General features: G+C 49.3%; 14 protein-coding genes. 8 read left to right on the forward strand and 6 right to left on the reverse strand.

Annotated elements, in window-relative coordinates; all coding sequences use genetic code 11:
- Positions 1-26 precede the first annotated feature (26 nt).
- Positions 27-1,031, reverse strand: coding sequence for an ABC transporter ATP-binding protein (locus tag R3B84_04570; GenBank protein ID MEZ6139827.1), 1,005 nt, complete (start codon positions 1,029-1,031; stop codon positions 27-29).
- Positions 1,032-1,239: 208 nt separating this feature from the next.
- Here R3B84_04570 and R3B84_04575 point away from each other — a divergent pair, with 208 nt between their 5' ends.
- Positions 1,240-1,959, forward strand: coding sequence for a DUF1080 domain-containing protein (locus R3B84_04575; GenBank protein MEZ6139828.1), 720 nt, complete (start codon positions 1,240-1,242; stop codon positions 1,957-1,959).
- 17 nt (positions 1,960-1,976) lie between these two features.
- Positions 1,977-3,257, forward strand: coding sequence for an MATE family efflux transporter (locus R3B84_04580; protein ID MEZ6139829.1), 1,281 nt, complete (start codon positions 1,977-1,979; stop codon positions 3,255-3,257).
- A 232-nt stretch (positions 3,258-3,489) separates the two neighbouring features.
- Here R3B84_04580 and R3B84_04585 read toward each other — a convergent pair whose 3' ends face one another.
- Positions 3,490-4,866, reverse strand: coding sequence for a DUF1570 domain-containing protein (locus tag R3B84_04585; protein ID MEZ6139830.1), 1,377 nt, complete (start codon positions 4,864-4,866; stop codon positions 3,490-3,492).
- Between the two features lie 124 nt (positions 4,867-4,990).
- Positions 4,991-6,076, reverse strand: coding sequence for a class I SAM-dependent methyltransferase (locus R3B84_04590; GenBank protein ID MEZ6139831.1), 1,086 nt, complete (start codon positions 6,074-6,076; stop codon positions 4,991-4,993).
- A gap of 127 nt (positions 6,077-6,203) precedes the next feature.
- Here R3B84_04590 and R3B84_04595 point away from each other — a divergent pair, with 127 nt between their 5' ends.
- The 3 genes from R3B84_04595 (at position 6,204) to R3B84_04605 (ending at position 8,989) form a co-directional block, all read left to right on the forward strand.
- Positions 6,204-7,766, forward strand: a complete 1,563-nt coding sequence (locus R3B84_04595) for an altronate dehydratase family protein (protein MEZ6139832.1) — start codon at positions 6,204-6,206, stop codon at positions 7,764-7,766.
- 138 nt (positions 7,767-7,904) lie between these two features.
- The gene (locus R3B84_04600) at positions 7,905-8,228 is read left to right on the forward strand and encodes a hypothetical protein (GenBank protein ID MEZ6139833.1); all 324 of its coding nucleotides are present in this window, start codon (positions 7,905-7,907) and stop codon (positions 8,226-8,228) included.
- A 59-nt stretch (positions 8,229-8,287) separates the two neighbouring features.
- Positions 8,288-8,989: a ComEA family DNA-binding protein gene (locus R3B84_04605; protein ID MEZ6139834.1), complete on the forward strand. Its 702-nt coding sequence runs from the start codon at positions 8,288-8,290 to the stop codon at positions 8,987-8,989.
- Between the two features lie 36 nt (positions 8,990-9,025).
- On the opposite strand, the gene R3B84_04610 is transcribed toward R3B84_04605, so the two are convergent.
- Complete coding sequence (locus R3B84_04610) at positions 9,026-10,078, reverse strand: 3-isopropylmalate dehydrogenase (GenBank protein MEZ6139835.1); 1,053 nt, start codon at positions 10,076-10,078, stop codon at positions 9,026-9,028.
- Between the two features lie 199 nt (positions 10,079-10,277).
- Between R3B84_04610 and R3B84_04615 the strand changes: the two genes are divergently transcribed.
- Positions 10,278-11,009, forward strand: coding sequence for a hypothetical protein (locus R3B84_04615; protein MEZ6139836.1), 732 nt, complete (start codon positions 10,278-10,280; stop codon positions 11,007-11,009).
- A gap of 19 nt (positions 11,010-11,028) precedes the next feature.
- Here the strand turns inward: R3B84_04615 and R3B84_04620 are convergent, their stop codons facing one another.
- Together R3B84_04620 and R3B84_04625 are read right to left on the reverse strand one after the other, a co-directional pair.
- A complete protein-coding gene (locus R3B84_04620) occupies positions 11,029-12,204 on the reverse strand; it encodes a TIM barrel protein (protein ID MEZ6139837.1) in 1,176 nt (391 codons plus the stop codon).
- 44 nt (positions 12,205-12,248) lie between these two features.
- Positions 12,249-12,803, reverse strand: coding sequence for a DJ-1/PfpI family protein (locus R3B84_04625; GenBank protein ID MEZ6139838.1), 555 nt, complete (start codon positions 12,801-12,803; stop codon positions 12,249-12,251).
- A gap of 31 nt (positions 12,804-12,834) precedes the next feature.
- Here R3B84_04625 and R3B84_04630 point away from each other — a divergent pair, with 31 nt between their 5' ends.
- Positions 12,835-13,500 carry a molybdenum cofactor guanylyltransferase gene (locus R3B84_04630; GenBank protein ID MEZ6139839.1) on the forward strand — a complete coding sequence of 222 codons (666 nt, stop codon included), beginning with the start codon at positions 12,835-12,837 and terminating at the stop codon, positions 13,498-13,500.
- Positions 13,497-14,780, forward strand: coding sequence for a TIGR02996 domain-containing protein (locus R3B84_04635; GenBank protein ID MEZ6139840.1), 1,284 nt, complete (start codon positions 13,497-13,499; stop codon positions 14,778-14,780). The genes R3B84_04630 and R3B84_04635 overlap by 4 nt, the downstream gene beginning before the upstream one ends.
- The last annotated feature ends 5 nt before the right edge of the window (positions 14,781-14,785 follow it).

Genomic DNA, 14,785 nt, shown 5'->3' on the forward strand with positions numbered 1-14,785 from the left:
GGAAACTCATTAAAATAACGGCGAGGTCAGGCTGCTTCGGCAGATTGATACAATCGTGTGAAGCCGCGAGATTCTTCTTTTTCAACCAGATCTAGATATGCCTGTTCGGTTTGCTGACCGACGCTTCGCATGCATACCAGCGTGATCTTCTGTTCGTTGAGAATATGGAAGATTTTGCTAAGAATCCCTGTATTCGGGTTCTCTTCATTCAAAATCACTTCCAGCCGACGCTGACGCAGAATTACCTGCCGCACATCGGTAATTGCCTTAATCTGCTGCACCACCTTGGAAATACTTTTCTGGTCGCCTTCCAGATCCAATTCGTAGTGATTTTTGCGGATTCTACCTTTAAGATCGGTCAGTGAACCAACAAAAATCAATTGTCCCTGACTTAATACCGCAGTGTGGTTACATACTTCGTCCACATCCGTCAAATTGTGGCTGGAAAGTATGAGGGTTTTCTCATGTGCCAGCGATTTAATGAGTTCCAGCATGGAACGACGTGCTTCAATATCCAGACCGTGGGTGGGTTCATCCCAGATTAACAGAGCTGGATCGTTGATTAAACTTGCGGCAACGGCCAGTCTGCCCACCATACCTGGCGAAAACTGAGAAATATCAGCCCCACCGAACGGCAGCAGATCAACGGCACGGATCAGTGCGGCCAGGCGGGGTTTGCGTTCATGAATCGGGAGACCAAACAGCCTTCCCATGTAATCCAGGTAACTGATGGGGGTCATTCCCTTGGGAAACTGCGGATTCGTGGGTATATAGCCAATTCGGCGACGGAGAACAGCCGCATTGGAGCTCATTTTTTTGCCAAAAACTTTCACCCACCCTGCTGTGGGGCGGTGCAGCCCCAGAATCAGGCGCAAAAACGTGGTCTTACCCGCACCGTTAGGACCTAATAAGCCCAGCACGCTGCCCGGTTCAATCGCCAGGGTTGCATCATTCAGGGCAATATGGCGATTCTGGTAAATCTTGGTCAGATGCGATGTTTCGACAATGTAGTCACTTTCGTCCTGATTCACCTGACAACACCTCCAACGGACTTGGGAGAAAGCCCAACATTTTGCGTATAATCGTCATGTTGCGGGCTGTCCAGTACAATATTTGGCAGCGGACGTGTGAAAGTTGCAAAATGTTGGTAGTTTGGGACTTGCACGACTCCCTACACCATCGACCTGGTGGCAATTACCTGAACCAGGCGAAAGAAACCTCTTCAAAAGTGAGAAAAAGATGAGAATGATTTTCACTCTGACCACAATCCTGGTGATTAGTGGTACCACCCTGGCACAGTATGGCGAACTGACCGGATTAAAGATTTTAAAGCCGGAAGACACAGAACATGTGAAGAGTACCCCCGCACCGGCTGGTGCCAAGGTGCTGTTTGATGGCAAATCACTGGAAGCTTGGGGGGTGAAAGGGAAACCAGATACTGCCGCTAGCTGGAAAATTGTCGATGGGGCAATGGAATGTGCGAAAGGTGACATCGTTACCAAAGAACTTTTTGGTGGTTCATTCAAACTTCATGTGGAATTTCGAGTTCCCTACGTACCCAAGGGCGTTGGTCAGGGCCGGGGCAACAGTGGAGTCTATGTCCAAGGGCGATATGAAGTGCAAGTCCTTGACAGCTATGGACTTGAGAGCAAAACCAATGACTGTGGAGCAATTTATGAAGTGGCCAAGCCGTTGGTTAATGCCTGTAAGGCACCCACGATCTGGCAGAGTTACGACATCGAATTTCACGCACCAAAGTTTGAAGGAACGAAAAAAGTCGAACCTGCCCGCATGACGGTGCATCATAATGGTGTGAAAATTCACGACAACGTCAAAATTGAATCCAATAATACACGGGCTGGGATGGGTGGCGACCCAAGCAAACCTGGTCCGATCATGCTGCAAGACCATGGCCACCCAGTTCAATATCGTAATATCTGGTTGTTGCCAATCCAGTAAAGTCCCTTGGGAGAATCATGCAGGTATCATCAGGCGAACATGAGACTAATTACACTGATTCTCCCCCACCTGGATTTCGAGCGTTACTGCAACTGGCATGGCCATTAATTCTCAGCAGCAGCTTTAACACCATCCAAATTACGGTTGACCGACTTTTTTTAAGCCGCATTGGCCCGGAAGTGGCTGCTGCTGCCACGGGTGCGGCGATCAATTTCTGGCTACCGTACATTCTGCTATTCAGCGTTGCCAGTTATACTGCCACCTTTGTTTCACAATATATTGGTGCGAAACGACCCCACCGCGTGGGTATAGCGGTGTGGCACGGGATCTACTTCAGTATTGCCGCTGGGCTACTGATTCTGGTTCTGATTCCATTTTCATTGCCCATCTACCAGAAATTGGGGCACGCACCTGACATTGCCTTGTATGAATCCCAATATTTCAACTGTCTCTGCTGGTATGCCCTGCCTGGCTTACTTACTGCCACCATTTCCGCCTATTTTTCAGGCCGAAACGAAGGTCTGGTGGTGGTGTGGATCAGTGCGATCGGCACCGCAGTCAATGTGGTGCTGGATTACCTGCTGATTCTTGGTAGGTTTGGTATTCCATCTTTTGGCATTCTTGGTGCAGGTTATGCCACCGTGGCAGCAACCTGGGTTTCTGCATTGTTTGGTGTGTGTTGGATGCTCCGGAAAAAATACCGCAGAGAGCACCAGACAGCCCGCTGGCTCTGCTGGGATAAAGTGCTTGCGTGGCGATTTTTGCGTTTTGGAGGCCCCAGTGGTGTGCAGTGGATGCTGGATGTGTCTGCATTCAATGCCTTCATCATTATTGCCGGCTGGTTCGGTGCCATTCAATTTGCAGCCACCACGTTGGCCATCACAATCAATAACTTTGCATTTATTCCCATGATTGGTGTGGGACAGGCCGTAGCTGTGTTTGTCGGCAGGCATTTGGGTGAAGATCGACCCGATCTGGCACAACGCATGTTCACTCGAGGGATGGCAGTTGCAGTGGTATACAATGGCACCCTGGCAATGTTTTACCTTTTTCTGCCCTATACACTCACCAGCTTCTTCAAGCCGGATCAGGATAATGGCGACTGGTTGACAATTATGACAACAGTCCGTTGGCTGTTAGTATTCGTGTGCATCTATGCCTGTTTTGACGCACTGAATATTGTTCTTTCATTTGGTCTGCGTGGGGCAGGGGATACGGTGTTTGTTTCTCTGGTTTCTCTGTTTCTGGCCTGGCCAATTCTAGTGCTGCCCAGTTACCTGAGTTATCGCTATGGCTGAGGAATCTATTGGGCGTGGGGTTTTGCCAGTGGTTATCTTTGCCTGCAATCCAGCATCTTTTTCTGGCGATTTTTACAAGGTAAGTGGAAATCAATGCGAGTGATCGAGCCTGAAGTCATTCCAATCGATGGCGAAGATGATGAATTGCTGGAATAATCTGGTACGCTACCTTTACCTGTCAACAGGAACTGACCACAAAATGCTCTCAATGTGTGCGAGACGTTGCCGTTTCTCATTTTTTCATCATTGTCATGTTCGGCCAGCTTCCATCTGGCTTTACTTCCTTCAACCAGGAGTGAAACAATATCTCCACTTCTGATAGCTTCATTCCCGCCAATTGTTCAAACTGTTGCACCCAATTCTCATTTTTCTCGGCTCCAGTTTTAATGAATTCCTCCCAGTTGGGGGCGCTGAGGATTTCCAGTTGGAACAGGCAGAAAGTGGCGAACGCCCAAGATCCCAGGTAGATTTGCGACGCACCACGGTTCGCAGTTTCGTGGGATAGAACAAACGCCTTGCTTTCTGCACCCAGAATCTGGGGAATTGTCGGTAACTTCTTATCCTGCAACGAGTTACGCGCATCTCGTAAGCGAATGGGATCGATATGCCCTATCCGAAGTTCCCCCGCCTCAAAAACAGCGGTTTCAAAGATCTGTGCCATCCCTTCGTTCAGCCAGCGTGGGACACCTGTCTTCCCACCTGCAGTGGGGAAAACGAATTGGGCCAGATAAGCATGAAATGCCTCGTGATATAACGTGCGGAAGAGTTGTTGAGTTGCATTTTCAAAAGTCCGGTCGTTCTGGACAATCGTGTCGTAAACTCGCTTGCGGCGGGCAATCAATGGTTGCAGGTGACGGCCCAGTTCCGGCTTTTTGCCGTACAGCCGTCGTACAAACATCTCCTGTTGCTGGATTTCCTGCAATAACTCTTCTGCCTGAACCCGCGACAGTGCCAGATCGTCGCCGAGGCGTTTTAAGTCACTCCCACAGACAATCCGGTTGGTGGCGGGATCGTAAAACGCAGGATTCTGAAAATTCGCCAAATTGGGCAAGCTGGCCAGATAATTTTTGTGTGATTGGTGAATGCGAATCAGCACCGGATTCCCACCTTTAGTACGTGGGGGAAGAAATCGCAAATAAGCTGTAAAAACTTCTTCAAGGCGCACTGCTGCCCGCCGCACAATTTCTGCAGGTGCATCTGATTCCAGGCTAAAAAAGTCCGATTGATAGCGAAATCCAGCATTGTCCCGGTTCAGCCACCGGATTTGCTGCAATTCAATTGATTCGATACGCGCTTTTTGATTCTCTGGCTGAATGTGGGTCAATTTCTCCTGAAGTTGCTGCCGCTCTTCTGGAGAAATTTTTACCATTTTCTGAATTTCTCTCGTCAGAAAATAGCAAGTTAATGTGACCGTGGGGCGACCAGGGTTCTGTGCAATGATCTGAAAACGCACCCCTCGATCAGTTTCTTCCAGCACCACACCACGGTAAGTGGTGCCGTTACGTAATACCAATGTGTCGGTCTGCCAGCGTGATGTTGCCGTTGGGTCTGCCCATGCAGATTGCAAAGTAAGCAGAAGGATCAGAAACAGCAATCGGAATGGTCGCAATGAACCAGAACTCCTGACAGATCAAAAATGAAGGATGCCTCATTTTTCGCCGAATTATCTTTTATCGTACCACGATTCGTTATACCTTGGCAACAAGCAGCACATTTTGTGGGCAATTCTCTTATTATTCATCCAGTCGCGTGCAGGATGAAATCAGTATTTCGTATCGGGTGTGCACTTGATTTTCGGGTGCATCTGCCGGTGGGGCAGCATCCGACCAAAAACTTCTTCCTACTGTGCGACGTTGGATCGTGCGGTTTTCGGGATCGCTTTCTGCACGCACACGCCAGCCTGCACGGGTGAGCAATTGATGTGTCATTTCTGTAAATCCCGTGGCGGGCAGGTATTGGGAAGAATTCAGTTGTTCGTACCATTGTCTTAATGATAGCGGCTGCAAATCCCACGCACGGTGGGTGCGTAAATTCAGTTCCGTAACTGCCAGGTTTGCCTGATTCAATTCCGACAACCACTCCGGAGAACTGGTGATCCGCATGTAATAGGTCACAAACTTTCGAAATTGCTCTAACGGTTGCTGGAACAATTGAATGTATTCCCTGAGCAGTTCCAGCCCACGCTGGTGGGAAGTCACATTGCTCGTAGGGATTTTCTGAATCTGTTGTATTGGAATGGTCACTACTTCAATTTCTGTAGGAGGCAATAACTGATCTGGAGGTAACCAATCTGCATCACCTAAAAAATTAGGTAAAGGCAGGAGGGATTGCAAATAGAGTTCAAGAAAAGGCCGCAGGGGGTTCACGCTTAAGTCGAGAAAATGGATAATCTGCCCACCCGGTTTGAGAATTCTCGCCAGTTCTGTACGCACCTTTGCTGGGTTAGGAAAGGAGTCGAAGACGCACAAGGCCAGCACCAGATCCACTGACGAATCAGGGAGTGGGATATTTGTCGCATCTCCTTGTTCAATTGGAACTTGTGGAAATTTGGTGCGAAATGCTTCTACAAAACGTTCCGATGCTTCGAGGCACCGATAACCTGCAGGTGCACCGTTGGGCAACCAATGGATCAGTTGACCATCCCCACAGCCAATTTCCAGAACCTGCAAGCGGGATAATTCTGGCAGCACATCCTTCACAATTTCCATGGCAAATTGATGATAGGGCCGCCGGACATTCTGCAAGTGGGTTAAGGTTGTTGGATCGTCCCACTTTTGCAAGTTGGCGATCATTTCCGGAAATAGATCGGATTCAAACATAGGTCTGTCTGTTACTTGGTGGCAATATTATGAATTTGTAATTTTGTAATACGAAAATCACTCAGTACGATTTCAACAAGTTGTCATATTTTAGATAGTTAGATGATTTCCCGAGAAAAATTCCATTATGGCTGCGATTCCACTCTCCAAAGTTGCGATTCATTTACGACCGAACGATAACATTGCCATTGCCACGACTACCGTAGGGCCAGACCAGGATCTGTTGTTCCACCAGGCCACCGTGCGAGTAAGCAAGCCGATCCGCATGGGGCATAAATTTGCCATCCAACCGATCAAGGAAGGCGATGCAATTTACAAATATGGCCAGATCATAGGCTTTGCCGGTGCCAACATTGCACCTGGGGAGCATGTCCATACCCACAACGTGGTGCTGGGCAAGTTTGAACGCGACTACGCTTACAGTACCGAAGTTCCCCCCCCACCTCCCCATGCAGATGAGAAAACCTTCATGGGTTACGACCGTGGTGCCGACTTGCCAGATTATCGGCGTTACGGAACTCGCAATTACCTGGCGATCATCAGCACCGTAAATTGTTCGGCCACATCGTCGAAATACATTGCTGAACGGATTCGCCAGTCGGGCATTCTGGATCAGTATCCCAATGTAGATGGTATTGTGCCGATCGTCCATAAGCATGGCTGTGGCATGGCTTATGATGGCGAAGACCACAAGCAATTAGACCGCACTCTGGCTGGTTTTGCCCGCCATGCCAACGTGGGTGCGTACATTCTGGTTGGCCTGGGCTGCGAAACTGGTCAGGCGATGCACCTGATTCAGGGAGAAAACCTGATTCAACTGGGACAGCCCTCCGTCAAGCCACTGACAATTACCATTCAGGAATCAGGTGGCATTCCCAAGACAATTGAGGCGGGAGTAAAGGCGATTGCTGAAATGCTCCCACGGTTAAATGATGTGAAACGGGTGCAACTGCCCGCTAAGCACATTATTCTGGGTACCAACTGTGGTGGTTCGGATGGAAACAGCGGCGTGACAGCTAATCCTGCATTAGGCGTAGCCAGCGACATGATTGTGCAGCAGGGTGGCATCAGCATTCTGGGCGAAACCACCGAAATTTACGGCGCAGAGCATTTACTGACCCGCCGTGCAGTCAGCAAGGAAGTGGGTGAGAAACTGGTGGAACGGATTAAATGGTGGGAGTGGTATACCAGCATTTTCGGCGTAGAAATCAACAACAATCCTTCTGTGGGCAATAAAGAAGGAGGCTTGACCACGATTTATGAGAAATCGTTAGGTGCGGTTGCCAAGGGGGGCAGCACCGCACTGGTTGATGTGGTGCGATATGCAGAACCGGTTACCAAAAAAGGCTTTGTGGTGATGGATACCCCCGGCTACGATCCAGTCAGTATGACAGGAATTGCCGCAGGTGGGGCAAATGTGCTGGTCTTTACCACAGGCCGCGGATCGGTATTCGGCTGTAAGCCCGTGCCATCGATAAAAGTGGCTACCAACACCCCACTTTACACCCATATGCTGGACGATATGGATGTGGATGCTGGGGTGATTTTGCAGGGCACTCCTGTAGAAACAGTGGGAAGACAGATTTTTGATCTGATTCTGGATGTTGCATCAGGCAAAAAAACCAAAAGTGAAATCAACGGCGTGGGAGAAGAAGAATTCGCACCTTGGCACGTGGGCCCGACTTTGTAATTGATGAGGATTTGAAGGGATATTTTGGATCGACCAAGAATTCAGAAAAATTCTGTAGGTGTGAGATTTTTTTCTTGACTGAACTGAATACTTTTCAGAAACTTTCTTTATCTTTAATTCCAACTTTTTGAGGAAAAGATGAAGAATTTACTCCGTGGGGGTTTGGCCTGCATGTTGATTGCAGGGATGCTCACCCTTAGCCAGACGGGTGTGGATGCCCAGACAAAAGGAAAAGCCAAGGATACAAAAGGCTCGGTTACTGCAACTGGAACGATAGAAGTTTACAAAGGTAAAAAAGGTTTCCGGTATCGGATTAAAAATGCAGAAGGCAAAACTGTGGCAATGCCCTTGCCTCAGGCTGCCTACGAAACGCGAGATGAATGTTTAAAAGCGATCGAAGATTTGAAAGCCATACTGAATGGTGGAAAAATCGTTGATGGTGCCGACACAGTGAAAGAATAAATGGAGCAAGCCCATGTCAAAAGGACTTGATCGTGGGTCTCAGTTTGTAAACAATTCCGATGATGGATAATACCCCACTCACGCCGCGGTCACCAATTACACCAGACGAGTCGTCGACTCAACAGTCAATCATCCGACGACCGCACGGCTGGTGCGTGGCAGGTGGGTTTGCTTTAAGTGCTTTGCTTTTCTTTACTTACGTCGATTTGCACTCTTTCCGCCCTTCAGAGATTGTCCAGCACCCCAAACTGGAGCTTGATTTAAATCGGGCAACCCACGCAGAACTGGTTCAATTACCTGGGATTTCAGACCGTCTGGCGAAAGAGGTGCTCTCTTATCGCGATCAACGGGGTGGTTTTCAGCAAGTAAATGATTTGAAGAACATCTATGGGATCGGGGATCGCACGGTTGCGAAAATCTCACCCCACGTTGTTGTGAATCCGCTGGCGGACCCAACCACTGATGAGGGAAAATTGGCAGAGGAATCAGTGCCTGACCTTTTGATCAGGAAACCACCTGAACTTCCACAACAAGCAATTCCTACTAAACCGAAAGCAGCCGCGAATCGGAATCACATCAATGTGAATACAGCTACTATGACAGAATTGGACACCTTGCCCGGTATTGGCCCCGTTCTGGCAAAGGCGATCGTCGATGCTCGACAGGAAAAACCGTTCACCCAATTAGAAGATCTCCGCCGGGTGCGTGGAATTGGAGTGGCCCGGCTGGCCCAATTGAAAAACCACGTTTGTTTCGAATGATGAAATTATTTTAACAATTATGCATGAACAATTTTCTTAGCCAATTGCGGCCACCAGTGCGTTGCCCACATCGATGGTGGTCGCACTGCCACCCAGGTCTGGTGGGACTACTTTTTTGTCGCTAAGTACCAATTTCACGGCACTTCGGATCATTTCCGCACCAGTGGTTTCCTGCAGATGGTCCAGCATTAGCGCCGCAGAAAGTACTGCAGCCATCGGATTGGCAATTCCTTTACCTGCGATATCCGGTGCACTGCCATGGACAGGTTCAAACATACTCGGGTAAGTGCGTTCCGGATTAATATTGGCACTGCTGGCGAGTCCCACACTGCCGGTGACCATGGCACTCAAGTCAGTCAGAATGTCACCAAATAGGTTGCTGGCCACGACAACATCGAAGGTGGACGGCTTGCGCACAAAATCCATTGCTGCTGCATCGACCAACAAGCTCTTCAGCGTGACTTCCGGATAATCTTTCGCGACAGCGAGAGCCACTTCGTCCCACAAAGTCATGCCATAAACCAGTGCGTTCGATTTTGTGATCGAAGTGACCACTTTTTTGCGTTTCATCGCAGCTTCAAAAGCTGCCCTAATAATCCTGTCGCAGCCACGTCGGGTAAAAACTGCTGTCTGCAGTGCGGTTTCGGCTGCCATCCCTTCGTAAAGTTTCCCACCTACTGGTGCGTATTCACCTTCAGTGTTTTCACGGTAAACCAGAAAATCGATTTTTCCTGGGTTCTTCAGTGGGCTGTCCACGCCGTCAAAGAGGTAAGCGGGGCGTAGATTCACATATTGGTCAAATTTCCGCCGCATTGGCAGTAACAGATGGTGCACCGTTACGGTGTCCGGTACATCTGGCGAGCCGATGGCACCAAAAAAGATGGCATCGTGCTGGCGCAAAACGTCCCAGCCGTCTTTGGGCAGGATTGCGCCGGTTTGTTTGTAAAAATCGGAACCCCATGGCAGATAATTCCAATCGAACTGGATCGACAGTTTTTTGCCCACCGCATCGCAAACGCGAATTGCTTCAGCAATGACTTCTGGTCCAATTCCGTCCCCACCAATGACTGCAATACGATGTTTTGCCATAATTTTGAGAGGTTAGTAAATACAAGTAAGATTTAACGGTTTGCGCCTTTCACAGCGAAAAATAGGATTGTGGCAAAAGCGTCAAACTTTTGGATTCACGAATGCCGATAACCCTGACGTAAGTGAAAAAGATATGGCGCTGATCGCAATTGGATAGGGATTAGTTGTCAATCTGGTGGCAGTAGAGGAAGAGAAACTTATGGGCAGGATGCTCGCGATCAGCTATCGCACTGTAAAAATCAGCCTTGGCATGGTGCTGTTGGGAACGGTCGGCTGTGCATTTCCCTTTGGTTCCACACAAGGCGACCCGCTGTTGGGTAATTTCAATCGGCCAATTCGCCGGACTCCCCCACCGGAACGTGGTGGCTTGGGACCAGGAAGCCCCGCCTATGACGGTGGAGCACACATTGGCGGTGCCCCATTCGGTGCACCCGTTGATGTGGAGAACAGTGCTGGTTTCCTGAGCTTACCAAACCTGACCAGTCCAAATCTGATGTCAGCAGGAAATGGTTACGACCCCAGCCAACGGGTGATGGCTCCCGGAGCAGTATTACCTGCCCCAGGCAGTTCCGCTTCGCTGGTACCCAGCTTGCCACCTGCTTATGCCTATCGGCCACAAAGTTCGGTGGCATCGAGACCATCCAATTCGCTCGCCTATATCACCAGTGGTGGGTCGATTGATGCCCCATCTCAGCCAGCGAAACCGTTGCCGTTTGTGCAGCCTGCTTCCCACGTTCAGACGATGGAAGATGCCGCACCCTTGCTGAAAGCAATGAATCTGCAGTTTCAGCGACTGGAACAGGCACCTAACGGCGATTGGGTCTTCAGTTGTGTGCGTGGGGATCAGATGTTTGAAGGGCATGGGAAAGAGCAGATTCACGCCGTGCGATCGGTCATTGACGCAGTGCAACAAGCCGCTGCGAAAGAATAATTCCGGCTACTTGCAACGTTTAACCCTTCAACATATCATCATGGCGCATGCCACTTGGCGGCAAATCAGCCAGGTGGCAGTTTCGCAACGCTGTTACTGCACCGGCATGCTGTTCAGCATCGTTATCTTCCCATTCAATGCTGACCGCACCGTCAAAGCCCACACGGTTCAGTTCGATAAAGATATCTTCCAGACTGTTGGCGTCCCGTCTGGTTCCAGCGGTGACAAAGTTCCAACCATTTGTCCAGTGACCCATGGGGCGGTGCCCACCTAACCGTCCCGCACGGCAATGTTCTGGTGCCACCCACACCCCTTTGACGTGGGCACAATGGATGTAATTGTGGAATTCGCGAATGAACTCAATTACGGAAACATTCTGCCATTCCATGTGGGAACCATCCAGGTTGAAGCCTACCGTGCCTTCGTAGCCCGCTTTGTTCATGAAGTTAATGTAATCGCTGGCGGATTCAATATCCCCCATAGCTCGTTCGGATGGGTGGCATTCCAGGTCGTAGGTGATTCCATACTGCTTGCACAGATCCCAGATGGGGCCAAAACGTTCGACCAGCAATTCCAGGCTGACATCTCGCACATCTGGAATGGGATGTCCATCCATCGAGGTTGGCAACGGTGGGAACAGAAACCAGTGGCTCCAGCAGTGGGCAGGTGAACCCACGAATCCCGGTAATGCCACTTTACGATTCTGAAGTTTGCTGAGGTGGCCAGCAAGACGGACGCACGCCAACAGGTCTTTGGTTGCTTCTGCGTGGATCAGTTTGCCCACTTCCTCTGGCACGTAATACGGATCGGTGCGTGGGGGATTGTTCCCTGCATCACGCCAGGCTTTATATGCTTTGCGGGCATCGGTGCCTGCACCCAGAAAGTTCAGCGTTTTGGCGCTGGGCTCATCCCCCAGCACCTGTCCCTGCAGGTGCACCGCCACGGTGAAGATTTCCAGACCGTGATTTTTGGCAATTTCATAGCGAGATTTGGCGTACTCTGCCGCACCGCTATCGGTATCGCATTTTCGCAAATCCAGTTCCCAACTGGCTTCTTCCCAGCCATCGAAGCCATTGTCGGCCAGGAATTTCACCCACTGTTGAAAATCGACATTGCCAAACTGCCCACGTACCAGGCCAATCTGGTGGTAGGACGACTTACCAAAACGGTGCGACTCTGTTTGCTTAAAACCCATGAAAGATTCCTCATTTTTGGGAAAGGTTAATGGAACCAGAACGATCAGGCTTGTGCCTTCAGCAGGCGAATAAATTCCCGCATCCAGTGGGGGTTATCGTGCCAAGTGCGGGCCGTCACCAGATTTTTGGAAACGACCACCGGCTCATCGACATAAGTGCCACCAAACGATTCGACATCAAGTTTGCATTTGGCAACGGTGGTTGCAGTCAGCCCACCCAGAATGCCAGCCGCTGCCACAATTTCAATGCCATGGCAGACACTGGCAATTGGTTTGCCAGTGGTAAAAAAGCCCCGCGTCAGCTCCAGAAGTTCTGGATAGTAACGCAGATACTCTGGTGCCCGGCCGCCACTGATTACCAGACCTGCGTAATCTTCTAATTTGGCATCCCGAAAGGCGATGTCTGCAGCCAGCCGATAGCCAGCCGATTCGATGGTAATGTCCCAGTCGGGGTGCTTGTCGTGCTGAACCAGGTGGTAGGTGCGTTTATCCGGACCAGCCACATGCACGGTGTAGCCTTCTTCCTGCAAGCGAAAAAGTGGATAAAAGGTATCCAGAATCTCAGCAGCATCGCCAATGACAAGTAAAATAGCGGACATTCTTCCTCGTTGAAGTTGAAGGTGACTGATTTTGTTTTACACATCTGCTCTAAAGTGGACACAACCGGGTACAGAGTGGCTGGGGAATTCACTTTCGCCTAACTTTTTAGGTGCCATCATCTTCTGTGGCGGTGCTTCAAAGCGGATGGGGAAGCCCAAAGCAGCGTTACCGCACCCAGGTGGGACGCTGTTGCAGCACATCATCCAGCAAGTGCAGCGTTTGACAGACGATATCACCATGTTGGGCGAACCACCCGAAGCTAGTGTTACGAATTTTTCTGGTCGTGTGATTGCTGACGTTGATCCTCATGTGGGTCCACTGGTAAGTTTACGCAATGCTTATCAAAATGATCAGTTTAGTAGGGAGTGCTACCTGTTGCTTTCCTGTGATTTGCCATTTCTACATGCAGAGGAATTGTTTCTACTCTGCACTGGATTCGAATCCACAAAAGATGGTGCAGTGCCAGTTGTTGCAGGAAACTGGCAGCCATTAGCTGCCTGTTATCGCACCAAGTCTCTGCGTCGCGCATTGGCTGAGTTGCCTGTTAATGAGCAGAGAATGATGAAGTTGTGCGATGTGATGGATCTCGAACCGCTGCTGGATGAAGTTTACCCACAATTATGGCAATTACAGAATGTGAATGAGCCAGAAGAATATATCCGTTTCCTCAAGTCTGTCGGTTGGGAGCAATCATGACATTGCCTGAATTTGAATTAGCTGCCCACCTGAAGGCGATTTGCAGCCAGCCTGACCAGGATACCCCGCGATTGATTTTTTCCGACTGGCTGCAGGATATCGGCGATCCCCACCTGGTGGCGTGGGCAGAATTTATCCGACTGTCGATTGATGCCTACCATGCACCAGATAGGGTGATACAGAACGAACTCAGCGAAAAAGCTGCCGTTTATGCCAACCAGTTTGGTGAAGAGTGGATCAGAATCCTGACTGCAAATCGAGATCTGAATACTTCTGTGATTCATGAGTTCGAAAGAGGTTTTCCGAAAGTATTGCAGGGGGAACCTGTGGAAGTCCTCAAGTTTGTGGCAGCAACACAAAATCAAATACCAGTTTCTGAATTGCGTTTGGAAGAACCAGAACCGATTCCCGAGTTCAATCGAATGCCAGGATCGGTTTTCCCACAGATCAAGACGATCCACACTAATTTGGTAACCGGTGATAAGTTTCTCTGGCTGTTCACGGAATGCGAATGGCCGTCGTTGAGAAAATTAACAGTATTTGACCACAATGCAATTACACCACTCTATACCCTTGCATCTGCACCAGATGAACTGTTAGATCAACTGAATTCGCTGTCAATTCGCACGGATATTGGTGTGATTCCTATCCACCAGCCTTGGGAATTATGCAATGAATTGAGGATGGCAGAATTAAAAACCCTCACTGTCATCAGCAGTTATTTTTATGGCTTGCACTTCGTCGATTGGCTAACGTATTTCAATGCACCAAAATTAAAAAGTTTTCATCTGGTGGCAGGGGCATTAGATTATCAGGCTCTCTGTCGGGACTGGTATGAAACCAGTCTGAAATCATTAACGAAACTTTCATTAAATCAGATACAAATTGCACGGATTCCTCCACACGAACATGAATCTTTTCGCTGGCCAGAAACGATTCAAAGCCTGAATCTCAACCACACGCTCTTACGAGAATCAACAGTCGAATTTTGGCTGATCCTGTTGAAATTACCTCTGATAAATCGGTTGGAGCTGAACAGTTGCATGATGGGTGATGCTGGTTTGATGGCTTTACTGGATTGGCCAGTTCTTTCCCAACTGAAAGTGCTGACGCTCGATGAGAATTTTCTCACAGACGAGTCTGCTGCAGCACTGGCAACTTGTAACATGCTGGACAATTTGCAGGTAATTTCCCTGAAACATAATAACTTCACAAACTACGGTGCGAGAATGTTACGAAAGAAATTCGGAATTCGGCTTAAGTTGGAAAGGCAAATTTAGTGGGT

Source organism: Zavarzinella sp. (genome assembly GCA_041399155.1).
Taxonomy (GTDB): Bacteria; Planctomycetota; Planctomycetia; order Gemmatales; family Gemmataceae; genus JAWKTI01.

Coding starts and splice junctions, on each gene's coding strand:
- R3B84_04610 (MEZ6139835.1), bottom strand. CDS start 10,078: ATGGCAAAACATCGTATTGCAGTCATTGGTGGGGACGGAATTGGACCA.
- R3B84_04625 (MEZ6139838.1), bottom strand. CDS start 12,803: ATGTCCGCTATTTTACTTGTCATTGGCGATGCTGCTGAGATTCTGGAT.
- R3B84_04605 (MEZ6139834.1), top strand. CDS start 8,288: ATGATGGATAATACCCCACTCACGCCGCGGTCACCAATTACACCAGAC.
- R3B84_04595 (MEZ6139832.1), top strand. CDS start 6,204: ATGGCTGCGATTCCACTCTCCAAAGTTGCGATTCATTTACGACCGAAC.
- R3B84_04575 (MEZ6139828.1), top strand. CDS start 1,240: ATGAGAATGATTTTCACTCTGACCACAATCCTGGTGATTAGTGGTACC.
- R3B84_04590 (MEZ6139831.1), bottom strand. CDS start 6,076: ATGTTTGAATCCGATCTATTTCCGGAAATGATCGCCAACTTGCAAAAG.
- R3B84_04600 (MEZ6139833.1), top strand. CDS start 7,905: ATGAAGAATTTACTCCGTGGGGGTTTGGCCTGCATGTTGATTGCAGGG.
- R3B84_04615 (MEZ6139836.1), top strand. CDS start 10,278: ATGGGCAGGATGCTCGCGATCAGCTATCGCACTGTAAAAATCAGCCTT.
- R3B84_04635 (MEZ6139840.1), top strand. CDS start 13,497: ATGACATTGCCTGAATTTGAATTAGCTGCCCACCTGAAGGCGATTTGC.
- R3B84_04620 (MEZ6139837.1), bottom strand. CDS start 12,204: ATGGGTTTTAAGCAAACAGAGTCGCACCGTTTTGGTAAGTCGTCCTAC.
- R3B84_04580 (MEZ6139829.1), top strand. CDS start 1,977: ATGCAGGTATCATCAGGCGAACATGAGACTAATTACACTGATTCTCCC.